This is a genomic window from Streptomyces sp. NPDC005402, from assembly GCF_040606575.1.
Taxonomy (GTDB): domain Bacteria; phylum Actinomycetota; class Actinomycetes; order Streptomycetales; family Streptomycetaceae; genus Streptomyces.
Genome location: NZ_JBEXFB010000016.1, coordinates 153,117 through 166,210, shown reverse-complemented (window position 1 = coordinate 166,210; position 13,094 = coordinate 153,117). Strand labels below are relative to the sequence as shown.

Annotated in this window: 9 protein-coding genes; 7 read left to right on the top strand and 2 right to left on the bottom strand. The window is 71.4% G+C overall.

The genetic code is table 11. The features are described from left to right. Positions 1 to 10 precede the first annotated feature (10 nt). Positions 11 to 1,807, top strand: a complete 1,797-nt coding sequence (ggt, locus tag ABZT02_RS28970) for a gamma-glutamyltransferase (protein WP_356022421.1) — start codon at positions 11 to 13, stop codon at positions 1,805 to 1,807. A gap of 45 nt (positions 1,808 to 1,852) precedes the next feature. Here the strand turns inward: ggt and ABZT02_RS28965 are convergent, their stop codons facing one another. Both ABZT02_RS28965 and map read right to left on the bottom strand, forming a co-directional pair. Further along, entirely contained in the window at positions 1,853 to 4,372 is a 2,520-nt protein-coding gene (locus ABZT02_RS28965) for an ATP-dependent Clp protease ATP-binding subunit (RefSeq protein WP_356022419.1), read from the bottom strand. A gap of 212 nt (positions 4,373 to 4,584) precedes the next feature. Further along, positions 4,585 to 5,352, bottom strand: coding sequence for a type I methionyl aminopeptidase (gene map / locus ABZT02_RS28960; RefSeq protein WP_356022417.1), 768 nt, complete (start codon positions 5,350 to 5,352; stop codon positions 4,585 to 4,587). Positions 5,353 to 5,384: 32 nt separating this feature from the next. Between map and ABZT02_RS28955 the strand changes: the two genes are divergently transcribed. The 6 genes from ABZT02_RS28955 to ABZT02_RS28930 all read left to right on the top strand — a co-directional run bounded on the left by ABZT02_RS28955 (position 5,385) and on the right by ABZT02_RS28930 (position 13,068). Further along, complete coding sequence (locus ABZT02_RS28955) at positions 5,385 to 5,636, top strand: helix-turn-helix transcriptional regulator (RefSeq protein ID WP_356022415.1); 252 nt, start codon at positions 5,385 to 5,387, stop codon at positions 5,634 to 5,636. Between the two features lie 135 nt (positions 5,637 to 5,771). Next, positions 5,772 to 8,180, top strand: coding sequence for a hypothetical protein (locus ABZT02_RS28950; protein WP_356022412.1), 2,409 nt, complete (start codon positions 5,772 to 5,774; stop codon positions 8,178 to 8,180). Between the two features lie 181 nt (positions 8,181 to 8,361). After that, positions 8,362 to 9,204 carry a nitrilase-related carbon-nitrogen hydrolase gene (locus tag ABZT02_RS28945; protein ID WP_356022410.1) on the top strand — a complete coding sequence of 281 codons (843 nt, stop codon included), beginning with the start codon at positions 8,362 to 8,364 and terminating at the stop codon, positions 9,202 to 9,204. Next, on the top strand, positions 9,201 to 10,490 hold the full coding sequence (locus ABZT02_RS28940) for an aspartate aminotransferase family protein (RefSeq protein ID WP_356022407.1): 1,290 nt from the start codon (positions 9,201 to 9,203) through the stop codon (positions 10,488 to 10,490). Before ABZT02_RS28945 ends, ABZT02_RS28940 begins: the two co-directional genes overlap by 4 nt. Positions 10,491 to 10,513: 23 nt before the next feature. Beyond that, positions 10,514 to 12,070: a PucR family transcriptional regulator gene (locus ABZT02_RS28935; protein ID WP_356022405.1), complete on the top strand. Its 1,557-nt coding sequence runs from the start codon at positions 10,514 to 10,516 to the stop codon at positions 12,068 to 12,070. Between the two features lie 155 nt (positions 12,071 to 12,225). Further along, positions 12,226 to 13,068: a nitrilase-related carbon-nitrogen hydrolase gene (locus ABZT02_RS28930; RefSeq protein WP_242763426.1), complete on the top strand. Its 843-nt coding sequence runs from the start codon at positions 12,226 to 12,228 to the stop codon at positions 13,066 to 13,068. Positions 13,069 to 13,094: the final 26 nt, after the last annotated feature.

Below are 13,094 nucleotides of genomic sequence, written 5' to 3'. Positions count from 1 at the left end.
GGAGGTACGGATGCGTCGCCCTGTCGCACGGAAACTGTCGGTCCTGGCGGTCTCGGCCGCCGTGGTGTCGGTGGGAGCGGCAGCACCGCCGCAGGCCACCTCGACACCCGAGAAAGTACCCGTCGCCGTCGGTTACGGCGGTGCCGTCTCCAGCGTCGACGCGGACGCCTCCGCCGCCGGCATCGAGGTCCTGAGGAAGGGCGGCAACGCGGTCGACGCGGCCGTCGCCACCGCCGCCGCGCTCGGTGTCACCGAGCCGTACTCCTCCGGCATCGGCGGGGGCGGTTACTTCGTCTACTACGACGCCAAGTCCCGTACGGTCCACACGATCGACGGCCGCGAGACGGCACCGCTGACCGCCGACTCCGACCTGTTCGTGGAGAACGGCAAGCCGCTCGCCTTCGCCGACGCCGTCAGCAGCGGGCTGAGCGTCGGCACCCCGGGCACGCCGGCCACGTGGGACACGGCGCTGGACGAGTGGGGCAGCAGATCGCTCGGCAGCGTCCTGAAGCCGGCCGAGCGGATCGCCCGTGACGGGTTCACGGTCGACGACACCTTCCGCTCGCAGACCGCGTCCAACGAGGCCCGGTTCCGGTACTTCCCGGACACCGCGAAGCTGTTCCTGCCGGGCGGACGGCTGCCGGTCGTCGGATCCACCTTCAAGAACCCCGATCTCGCCCGCACCTACCAGGAGTTGGGCCGCAGGGGCGTCGGCGCGATCTACCACGGCGACCTCGGCGACGACATCGTCGACACCGTGAACAACCCGCCGGTGGACCCGGGTTCGGGCTGGAACGCGCGGCCGGGCGAGCTGTCCGAGAAGGACCTCGCCGCCTACCGGGCCAAGCTCCAGAAGCCCGCCAAGACCTCCTATCGCGGACTCGGGGTCTACTCCATCGCGCCCTCCTCCTCCGGCGGTACGACGGTCGGCGAGGCCCTCAACATCCTTGAGCACACCGACCTTTCGAAGGCCAGTGAGGTCCAGTACCTGCACCACTACATCGAGGCCAGCCGGATCGCGTTCGCGGACCGGGGGCGCTGGGTCGGCGACCCCGCCTTCGAGGACGTACCGACGAAGGGGCTGCTGTCGCAGAAGTTCGCCGACTCGCGGGCCTGCCTGATCAAGGACGACGCGGTGCTCACGAGTCCGGTGGCGCCGGGAGACCCGCGTCATCCGGGGGCCTGCTCGGACCGGGGCACGGCGGCCCCGACGACGTACGAAGGGGAGAACACCACGCATCTGACGGTGGCCGACAAGTGGGGGAACGTCGTCTCCTACACCCTGACCATCGAGCAGACCGGTGGTAGCGCGATCACCGTCCCCGGGCGCGGGTTCATCCTCAACAACGAGCTGACGGACTTCTCCTTCACTCCGGCCAACCCGGCCGTCCACGACCCGAACCTGCCGGGGCCCGGCAAGCGGCCGCGGTCCTCGATCTCACCGACGATCGTGCTCGACCGCCACAACAAGCCGGTGGTGGCGCTGGGTTCGCCCGGCGGGGCGACCATCATCACGACCGTGCTCCAGGTGCTGACCGAGTTCGTCGATCGTGGGCTGCCGCTGGTGGACGCGATCGCCGCGCCTCGGGCGAGTCAGCGGAACGCCGCGCAGACCGAGCTGGAGCCGGCGCTGTACAGCAGTGGGGAGCGGTCTCAGCTGGAGGCCATCGGGCATTCGTTCAAGCTGAACCCGGAGATCGGGGCGGCGACGGGTGTGCAGCGGTTGCCGGGTGGGAAGTGGTTGGCGGCGGCTGAGACCGTGCGGCGCGGTGGAGGCTCGGCGCAAGTGGTCCATCCCGCTTCGTAGCCGTCTGCGGGTGCGTGGGGGCTGGTCGCGCAGTTCCCCACGCCCCTAAGGAGTCTCGGTGAACGTCAGACCGCCTGCTGCTGTGTCTACTGTGACCCTGCCGCCGTCCCTGATGGTGCCGTTCAGCAGCAGGCGGGACAGCTGGTTGTCGACCTCACGCTGGATCGTTCGGCGCAACGGGCGGGCACCGTACTCCGGTTGGTAGCCGTGCTCCGCAAGCCAGTCGACCGCCCTGTCCGTGAAGTCGACCGTGACGCCCTGCGCCCGGAGCAGGCGGCGGGTGTTCTCCAGCAACAGCTTGGTGATCTCGCGTAGTTGGTCGCCGGTGAGCTGGCGGAAGACGACGATCTCGTCGATGCGGTTCAAGAACTCCGGGCGGAAGTGGTCGCGCAGGGGGCGCAGGATCTGTTCCCGGCGAGCCTCCTCGTCCGTGCCACCCGACCCGAAGCCGATGCCCGCGCCCCTGCGAGTGATCGCCTCGGAGCCGAGGTTGCTGGTCATCACGATCACCGTGTTGGTGAAGTCGACCGTGCGGCCCTGGGAGTCGGTGAGCCGTCCGTCGTCGAGGACCTGGAGGAGGATGTTGAAGACGTCCGGGTGGGCCTTCTCCACCTCGTCCAGGAGCAGCAGCGAGTACGGATGCCTGCGGACCACCTCGGTCAGCTGGCCCGCCTCCTCGTGGCCGACGTATCCGGGCGGGGCGCCGATCAGGCGGCTGACCGTGTGGCGTTCCTGGTACTCGCTCATGTCCAGGCGGACCATGCGCTCCTCGCTGCCGAACAGGGACTCGGCGAGGGCGCGGGCCAGTTCGGTCTTGCCGACGCCGGTCGGGCCGAGGAAGAGGAAGCTGCCGATCGGCCGGTCCGGGCTCGCGAGGCCGGCGCGGGAGCGCAGCACGGCGTCCGAGACGACCCGTACGGCCTCGTCCTGGCCGACGACTCGTTCGTGCAGGTGGTTCTCCAGGCCGAGCAGGCGGTCCTTCTCCTCCTCGGTGAGGCTGCTGACCGGGATGCCGGTCAACCGGGACACCACCTGGGCGATGGCCTCCGCGGTGACCTCCAGGTGCTGGCCCTCGTCGGCCGCGTCGTGGTCCCCGGCCGCCTCGATCCGCTGCTTCAACTCGGCGATACGGTCCCGCAGTTGGGTCGCCTGCTCGTACTGCTCGGCGGCGACCGCCTGATCCTTGTCGAGGGTCAGCTGCTCGACCTCGCGCTCCAGGGTCCGTACATCTGTGCCCTTGGTGCGAGCCCGCAGTCGTACGCGCGCCCCCGCCTGGTCGATGAGGTCGATCGCCTTGTCCGGCAGACGACGGTCGCTGAGATAACGGTCGGACAGCTCCACGGCGGCCACCAGGGCCTCGTCGGTGTAGCGGACCTGGTGGTGGGCCTCGTAGCGGTCGCGCAGCCCGCGCAGGATCTCGATCGCGTCCGGCGCGGTGGGCTCCGGGACCAGGATCGGCTGGAAACGGCGGGCCAGGGCCGCGTCCTTCTCGATCCGGCGGAACTCCTCCAGCGTGGTCGCGCCCACGATGTGCAGCTCGCCGCGGGCCAGGGCGGGCTTGAGGATGTTGCCGGCGTCCATCGAGCCGCCCTCGCCGCCCCCGCCCGCGCCGACGACCGTGTGCAGCTCGTCGATGAAGACGATCAGCCGGTCGGAGTTGTCGCGGATCTCGCCGACGATGTTCGTCAGGCGCTCCTCGAAGTCGCCCCGGTAGCGGGTACCCGCGACCACCCCCGTCAGGTCGAGGGCGACGACCCGACGCCCGATCAGCACGTCGGGCACGTCCCCGTCGACGATCCGCTGGGCCAGGCCCTCCACGATGGCGGTCTTGCCGACGCCCGCGTCACCGATGAGCACCGGGTTGTTCTTGCCGCGGCGGGACAGCACCTCGATGGTCTGCTCGATCTCCTCGTCCCGGCCGATCACCGGATCGATACGGCCCTGGCGGGCCAGGTCGGTGAGATCGCGGCCGTACTTGTCGAGGGTGGGTGTGCCCGTGCTGCGCGGTGCCTCGCCGCCGCGGGGCTGCCCGGCATCCGGGGCCGCCTCGGGAGGCAGACCGGTGGGGGCGAACCGGGCCGAGTTCAGGATGTGCCCGGCGGCCGAGTCGGGGTTCGCGGCCAGGGCACTGAGCACATGCTCCGGGCCGATGTAACCGGCGCCCCGGGCCCGGGCCAGTTCGTGTGCGTCGAGCAGGGCGCGCTTGGCGGCCGGGGTGAGGGACAGCGACGTGGGGGGAGGGGCCTCCTCCGGCTGGTGCTGGACGGGGCCGGAGCGTTCGTCGATCTCCGAGGCCAGCGAGTCGGGATCGGCACCCGCCCGGCTCAGCAGGGTCCGGGTCGGCTCGGCGGCGACCGCGGCCCGCAGCAGGTGCTGGGTGTCCAGATCCCGGCTGCCGTGCTCGGCGGCGTACTGTGCGGCGCCCCGCACCAGCTCCCTGGCCGGCTGGCTCAGCAACTGGCCGATGTTGATCTGCCGGGGGCCGGGGCGCGGTCCGCCGAAGAAACGGGCGAGGAACTCTCCGAAGGCGTCATAGCCTTCCGGTCCGCTGAATCCGCTGGTCATGGGCGTTCCCATCCGGCATCCCCATGGGGGTCCCCCCGGGCTGAGCCCGTTCGAGGTCTGGGGGAGGGCCGGGGACACCCTCGCTGATCGACGTGCCGGGGCCGGGTAACCCGGGTGTCAGCCTGTTACACCTTCGCACGGATGGGGGAGTGGGGCACTTTCAGCGGTGGGTCGGCCACGCCGGTTTCACCGAGCCCTCGCGGAGAGCCGGCTCAGCGTGCCGTCAGTACTCGTGGCCCCGCGTCGGTGATGGCCACGGTGTGCTCGGTGTGCGCCGCGCGCGAGCCGTCGTTCGTCTTCAGCGTCCAGTCGTCCGGCGCCGTGTGGTACTCGTCCGTGCCGCCGGCGATGAGCATCGGCTCGATCGCGAGCACCATGCCGTGCCGCAGTGCGAGCCCTCGCCCCGGGCGCCCTTCGTTGGGCACCGGCGGGTCCTCGTGCATACGGCGGCCGATGCCGTGTCCGCCGAAGTCGTCCATGATGCCGAACCCGCCGCCCCGGCACACCGTGCCGATCGCGTGCGCGATGTCGCCGATGCGGTTGCCCACGACCGCCGCCGCGATCCCGGCCGCCAGTGCCCGTTCCGCGGTCTCGATCAGCCGTACGTCGTCGGCGCGCGGCCTGCCCACCGTGAAACTGATCGCCGAGTCACCGGCCCAGCCGCCGAGTTGGGCACCGCAGTCGATCGAGACGAGGTCGCCGTCGCGCAGCCGGTAGCCGGTGGGGATGCCGTGCACGATCGCGTCGTTCACGGAGGCGCAGATGACGGCGGGGAAGGGCGTGGAGGCGAAGGAGGGGCGATAGCCGAGGAAGGGCGAGGTCGCCCCGGCCTCCCGCAGCACCCCACGCGCCACCTCGTCCAGCTCCAGCAGGGAAACACCCACGTCAGCGGCCTTTTGTACGGCGGTCAGGGCGCGCCCGACCACCTGTCCCGCCTCATACATGGCATCGATCGATGTGTTCGTCTTCAGCTCCACCATGCCAATTACTATACCGGTATTAGAATGGGGGCATGGTGCGCACCCCTCTCACTCCCGAAGAACACGAACGCGGCCAGCGGCTCGGCCGGCTGCTGCGCGAGGCCCGCGGCGGCCGCAGCATGGCGGAGGTCGCGGCGAGCGCCGGGATCTCTCCGGAGACGCTCCGGAAGATCGAGACCGGGCGGGCTCCGACCCCGGCGTTCTTCACGGTGGCCGCGCTCTCCCGGGCGCTCGGGCTGTCCATGGACGAGCTGGCCGGACTGTGCGAGTTGGCGGGCGTGTGACGGGAGTTCGCTCACCGGCCGGGAGTGGCGCCAGGAGACTCCTGCTGCTCCTTCGCAAACTGGCTGTAGCCCGTTCGTAACACTGCTGGTGTTGCCTTACGGACCGGAGTGCTCCGGTCTAACGGGAGTTGAGCGATGGCAGTGGATCAACTCCCGGGTCGAATGCGGGAGTTCGTGGCCTACCTGGAGGGTGTGCTGGCGCGCCTGGATCAGGGTGCCGGTTGGTGCGCGGTGTTCTGGCAGCGCGACCCGGACGGTATGCAAGCCTGCCTCGACGGCCGCGAAGTGCCGCCCTGGGACGTGGTCGAGGCCCTCCTGCAGGACCTCGCCGCGGAGTACGGCTCCGAGGTGGCCCACGCCGAGGCGGAACGCGCCCGCCCCCTGCATGCCGCCGCCCAGGCCGCCCACGACGCCCGCCCCGGCGGCCGGGACGCCCTCGGTGACCGCTTCGACGTCATGCTCCGCGAACAGCGCTACGCCGCGGAACGGCAGGCCGAACTGGGCCGCCGACTCGCCACCGCCGCCACCCACGAGGAGGCCGACGCCATCCGCCTGGACCTCGCCTGGGCCCGCGACGACCACGAACGCGCCGTCCGACGCTGCGCCGAACTCCAGTCCCGGATGACCGAGTTGGACCACCGCGCGATGGACGAACAGGCCCAGGCGATCCGCCGGGGGAAGGTCGCGGAGGGTGGGGTGTTCCGGAGGGCGTACGGGGGCGGGGCGCGGGGGGATCGCGGCTGGGACGACGGGGGCGGTGTGGGGGGCTCCGGCGCCGGTGGTTTCGGGGGTGACGCTGCCGGCGGCGGGCACGTGGTCGGTGGGCGCGGGCTCGGTGGTGACAGGGGTGAGCCTGCTGAGACCGGCGGGCATGTGGCCGGTGGCTCTGAGGTCGGTGGGCTCGGGCGCGGGCTCGGTGGAGGTTACGGGGAGGGCCCCGCTGGGGGTGGTGAGCACGCGGCGGGCGGTGCTGGGAGCGGCGGGCTGGTAGCCCGTGGCACAGGGGGCGGTGGGCGGGAGCCCGGCCGCTACGGGGATGCGGCCGCTACCGGGGGTGGTGGCCACGGGGGCGCACTGCATGGGCGCGGTGGCCACGAGGCCGCACCTCACGGACGCGGCGGTCACGAGACCAGCGACCGCGGAACCGACGGCCGTGGGGTCGAGTTCCCGGACATGCCGCAGCAGCGCGACGCCACGTCGGCCACGCACGCCGAAGCGCCCCACGCCGGACACGCGCCGCAGTGGCCCACCCCAACCGGAGCAGCCCGTTCGGGACAGGCGCTGCACTCGACGGTTCCCTCTTGGGCGGAGGTTGCCGGAGACGCGCCGCAGAGTCCCCGTCCTGCCGAAGCGGCGCATCCGGGACACGCCCCGCTGTCGACGACTTCTGCCTGGGCGCAGGCTCCCGGGCACGCCCCGCGGGGCTCCGGTGACGTTGAAGCAGGCGGCACCGAACACGCGCCGCAGCCGCCGACTCCCGTCTGGGCGGAGGCCCTCGGACACGCACCGCAGCGCCCCAGTCATGCCGAAGCGGCGCATCCGGGACACGCCCCGCAGCCGCCGACTCCCGCCTGGGCGGAGACACCCGGACATGAGCGGCAGCGTCCCGGCCCCGCTGAAGCGCCCCGTCCCGGATACGCCCAGCGCCCCGGGGCCCCCGCCGAGGTCGATCCCCCCGGCCCGCACCAGTTCCGTCGGCTCGACGCCTCCCACCCGGCCTACACCCCGTACCAGCAGGCCCCGGCCCCGGTCACCCGCCCCGACATCGTCCCCCCGCAGCAGCCCACCCCCACCGCCCCACCGCCGGAGGCAAAGCGCAAGCGTCGGCGAGGCGGTGCCCGTTTCGCCGGTGTGGCCGAGGAGGGCGGCGCCGCCGTCGTCGTACCCCCGGCTGCCGTGCCCGATCCGCCGACCGCGCCGGTGGCGAAGGGGCGGACTCCGCGCGGGGCTCGTTTCGCGGGGGCCGCGCAAGCGCCGGAGGCGAGTTCGCGGCAGGGGGGCGAGCCGTCGGACGTGGTGGCGCGGCGGGAGACCGCCGAGACGGTCGCGACGCTGGTGCGGCTGCGCGCGGAGGGGCGTACCGGCGAGGCGCACGCCGTGCTCGTCGAGGTCGCCCACTGGTCCGCCGACCGCTTCCCGCTGCTCGCCGCCGAGCTTCAGCACGCCGGGCTCGGTGCCGACTGGTCGACCCTGATGTGGGAGGCCGCCTCGCTGCCCGCCGACCGGCTGGTGGCCGCGGCGGACGCGCTGGTCGCGGCCGGGCGGAGTACGGACGGGGAGCAGGTGCTCAGGCAGGGGGTGGCGCGGCCCGCCGGTGAGATCGGCGCGGCGGTGCTCGAACTGGTCGCCGAGGGCCGCCGCCGTGAGGTCACCGCGCTGCTCGACGCCTACGTCCGCGTCCGCACCCCCGAGGAGGCCGCCCGCAGTGCCGAGCCGGGTCCGGGGATCCTCGTACCGCTCCTCCTGGCCGCCGCGCGAGGCGTCTCGGACGAGCGGCACTGGGACCTCGTGCACGCCCTGCGGGTCGCCGGATTCTCCGCCTGACAGGTCCCTCACAACCCCGCTGACCGGGCACGTCACTCCTCCACTGGAGTGTGAAACGTGATCGACTTCGCCGGTTAACGACGATGGTCTTGGCAAGCCTCTCCAGGAGGCTTACGTTCGTCCCTCTACGGCCCCTTCTACGGGCGTAGAGGCTCTGACGTCCCCGCCGAAGGAGCAGCTCATGGCCAACGTCGTACGTGCCGCTCTGGTCCAGGCCACCTGGACCGGCGACACCGAGTCCATGGTGGCGAAACACGAGGAGCACGCCCGCGAGGCGGCCCGACAGGGCGCGAAGATCATCGGGTTCCAGGAAGTGTTCAACGCCCCCTACTTCTGCCAGGTCCAGGAACCGGAGCACTACCGCTGGGCCGAGCCGGTGCCCGACGGCCCCACCACGAGTCGTATGCAGGAACTCGCCCGCGAGACCGGCATGGTGATCGTCGTGCCGGTCTTCGAGGTCGAACAGTCCGGCTTCTACTACAACACCGCGGTCGTGATCGACGCCGACGGCAGTGTCCTCGGCAAGTACCGCAAGCACCACATTCCGCAGGTCAAGGGCTTCTGGGAGAAGTACTACTTCAAGCCCGGCAACCTCGGCTGGCCGGTCTTCGACACCGCCGTGGGCAAGGTCGGCGTCTACATCTGCTACGACCGCCACTTCCCGGAGGGCTGGCGACAGCTCGGCCTCAACGGCGCCCAGCTCGTCTACAACCCCTCCGCCACGCACCGGGGGCTCTCCTCCCACCTGTGGCGACTGGAACAGCCCGCGGCAGCCGTCGCCAACGAGTACTTCGTCGCCGCCATCAACCGGGTCGGCGTCGAGGAGTACGGCGACAACGACTTCTACGGGACGTCGTACTTCGTCGACCCGCGGGGTCAGTTCGTGGGGGACACGGCGAGCGACAAGGAGGAGGAACTGGTCGTCCGCGACCTGGACTTCGACCTCGTCGAAGAAGTGCGGCAGCAGTGGGCGTTCTACCGCGACCGCCGCCCGGACGCCTACGAGGGGCTGGTGCAACCGTGACCGACGACCTGCTGGGACGTCACCGGGCCGTGCTGCCCGACTGGCTCGCCCTCTACTACGAGAACCCGCTGGAGATCACGCACGGCGAGGGCCGGCACGTGTGGGACGCCGAGGGCAACAAGTACCTCGACTTCTTCGGCGGCATCCTGACGACGATGACCGCGCACGCGCTCCCCGAGGTCACCAAGGCGGTGAGCGAACAGGCCGGGAGGATCGTCCATTCGTCCACTCTCTACCTCAACCGGCCGATGGTGGAACTGGCCGAGCGTATCGCCCAGTTGTCCGGCATCCCGGACGCCCGCGTCTTCTTCACGACTTCCGGCACCGAAGCCAACGACACCGCCCTGCTGCTCGCCACGACCTACCGCCGCAGCAACACCATCCTGGCGATGCGCAACAGCTACCACGGCCGCTCCTTCAGCGCGGTCGGCATCACCGGCAACCGCGGCTGGTCGCCCACCTCGCTGTCCCCGCTCCAGACGCTGTACGTCCACGGAGGCGTGCGGACCCGCGGCCCGTACGCCTCCCTCGGTGACGACGACTTCATCGCGGCCTGCGTCGACGACCTCAAGGACCTCCTCGGTCACACCCGCCCGCCCGCGGCCCTGATCGCCGAGCCGATCCAGGGCGTCGGCGGCTTCACCTCCCCGCCCGACGGCCTCTACGCCGCCTTCCGCGAGGTGCTTCAGGAGCGGGGCATCCTCTGGATCGCCGACGAGGTGCAGACCGGCTGGGGCCGCACCGGCGACCACTTCTGGGGCTGGCAGGCACACGACCAAAGCGGCCCGCCGGACATCCTCACCTTCGCCAAGGGCATCGGCAACGGCATGTCCATCGGCGGGGTCGTCGCCCGCGCCGAGATCATGAACTGCCTCGACTCCAACAGTATTTCGACGTTCGGCGGCACCCAGATCACCATGGCGGCCGGCCTCGCGAACCTGGCGTACCTGCTGGAGCACGACCTCCAGGGCAACGCCCGGCGCGTCGGCGGGCTGCTGATCGAGCGGCTGCGGGGCGTCGCGGCGCAGATCCCGGGCGTACGGGAGGTGCGTGGGCGCGGGCTCATGCTCGGCGTCGAGCTGGTGAAGCCCGGTACCGACGAGGCCGACCCGCAGGCCGCGGCCGCCATCCTGGAGACGGCCCGCGCCGAGGGGCTGCTGCTCGGCAAGGGCGGCGGACACAACACCAGTGCCCTCAGGATCGCCCCGCCCCTGTCCCTGACCGTCGCGGAGGCCGAGGAGGGCGCCGCGATCCTCGAACACGCTCTGAGGAGCACCATCCAGTAGGTCCACAGCAAGGGAACACCGTCATGAGCACCACCTTGGAGCCCCTGGAGTCCCTGGAGCCGACCCTGTCGGTCCGCCAGGTCCTCTTGCTGGAACGGGTCCTCGCCGGGGAGCCCGAGGTGGTGGCCGGTGCGAGCCAGCTCGACCGGGCCGTGCGCTGGGTGCACGTGGCCGAGGCCGCCGACGTCGGCGTGATGCTCAGCGGCGGCGAGATGGTCCTGACCACCGGCGTGCTGCTCGCCGGTGACGACGACAAACAGGCCGAGTACGTCCAGTCCCTGCACCGCGCGGAGGCCGCGGCCGTGGTCCTCGGACTCGGCCGCGCCTTCCCCGCCCCGCCGGACGTGATGCGCCGGGCCGCCGAGCGGTGCGGGCTGCCCATGGTCGTCCTGCACCGGCCCTTCCCCTTCGCCGAGCTGACCGAGGAGGTCCAAGCCCGGTTGATACGGCGGAAGTTCGCCGCCGTCAGCATGTCCGAGGCGGTACGCACCGCCCTCACCGGACTCATCACCGCGGGCGCCCCGCTCCAGCGGCTGCTGGACGAGATCGCCCACCACAGCGGCTGTCCCGTCGTCGTCACCAACCTCGCCCACCGCGTCCTCGCCACCGCGGGGGAACGGTCCGCGGTGGACGACGTGCTGCGCGACTGGGAGCGCATCGCCCGCCAGGCCGGCGGCAGCGAGGGCGACGGCTGGATCCGCGCCGAACTGGGCGGCCGCGGGGAACGCTGGGGCCAGATCATGCTGTGCGGCTACCGGGGCGACACCGCGACCGGCCGTCTCCTCGCCGACCGCGCCGCCGAGTCCCTCGTCCTGCACCGCATGCTCGGCGGCACCTCCGCCCACACCTGGGAGGAACAGTCCGCGCAGAGCCTGCTCACCGACCTGGTCAGCGGGGTCGTACCGGCACGACAGCTGCTGCCCCGCGCGCGGGCGGCCGGGCTACCCGTGAACCGGCGCACCTTCGTGCCGCTCGTCGTACGGGACGGTGATCCGGCCGAACTCGACCGCGTGCTACGGCTGTTGGGGCTGCCCGGAATCGTCGCCGAACTCGCCGACGGGGCCACCGCCGTCCTGCTGAGCCTGGCCCGCGACCAGGACGCCACGGTGCTCACGGCGAACTTCGCGGCGCGGCTGACGGGGACGGTGGTGGCCGCCGCCGACCCCAGGAGCGCCTGGGACGACGTCCCCGCCGGGATGCGTGAGGCCCGGCACGTCGCGGACGCCGTCGCCTCGGGAGCACTCGACCTCCCGGCCGTCGTCCGCCTCAAGGACGTCCATCTGCGCGGTCTGGTCCGGCTGCTGCGCGACGACCCGCACGTCCAGTCCTTCGCGGAGCGGGAGCTGGACGGGCTGCTGTGCGACTCGGGCTCCGGGGAGGGCCTGCTGGCCGTCCTGCGCACCTATCTCGCCACCGGCCGCAACAAGTCCCGCACCGCCCAGCTCCACCACGTCTCCCGGCCCGCGCTCTACCGCCGGCTGGAAGCGATACAGGGCCGGCTCGGCGTCGACCTCGACGACTTCGAGCAGGCCGCCTCGGTGCACATCGCGCTTCTCGCGCACGACGCGCAACAGAGCTGAAACACGCTACGACCTGGGAAAACGGTGGTGAAACATGAGCTCACGACAGAGTGACACCGTGGCACGCCCAGGCCCCTCAGACGTGACACGCTGCAACTCAAAGCCTGCTTTCGGACTTCCTAGCCTTCTCGCACACCGAGCGACCGGAGGTCCCGATGAGCAGAGTGATTCGCGCCGCCCTCTTCCAGACCGCGTGGACGGGCGACAAGGAGTCGATGATCCAGGTACACGAGCAGGCGGCCCGGGACGCGGCCGCGCAGGGTGCTCAGGTCCTGTGCTTCCAGGAGCTGTTCTACGGGCCGTACTTCTGCCAGGTCCAGGACAAGGCGTTCTACGAGTACGCCGAGCAGATCCCGGACGGCCCGATCGTCAAGCGGTTCCAGGCGCTCGCCAAGGAGCTGGGCATCGTCCTCATCCTGCCGATGTACGAGGAGGAGCAGCCCGGCGTCCTCTACAACACCGCCGCGGTGATCGACGCGGACGGCTCCTACCTCGGCAAGTACCGCAAGCACCACATCCCCCAAGTGCCGGGATTCTGGGAGAAGTTCTACTTCCGCCCCGGCAACCTCGGCTGGCCGGTCTTCGACACCAAGGTCGGGAAGATCGGTGTGTACATCTGCTACGACCGCCACTTCCCGGAAGGCTGGCGGGCGTTGGGTCTCGCTGGCGCCGAGATCGTCTTCAACCCGTCGGCCACCTCGCGCGGACTGTCCGCCTACCTGTGGCAGCTGGAGCAGCCCGCGGCGGCCGTCGCCAACGAGTACTTCGTCGGCGCGATCAACCGGGTGGGCGTCGAGGAGCTGGGCGACAACGACTTCTACGGGACGACGTACTTCGTCGACCCGGAGGCCCAGTTCGTCGGCGAGGTGGCGAGCGACAAGGAGACCGAACTCGTCGTCCGCGACCTGGACATGGCCAAGCTGCGGGAAGTCCGCGACCGCTGGCAGTTCTACCGGGACCGCCGTCCGGACGCGTACCCCCCGCTGACCGCACCCTGACCGAACCGACCACCCTGGCAGGAGAG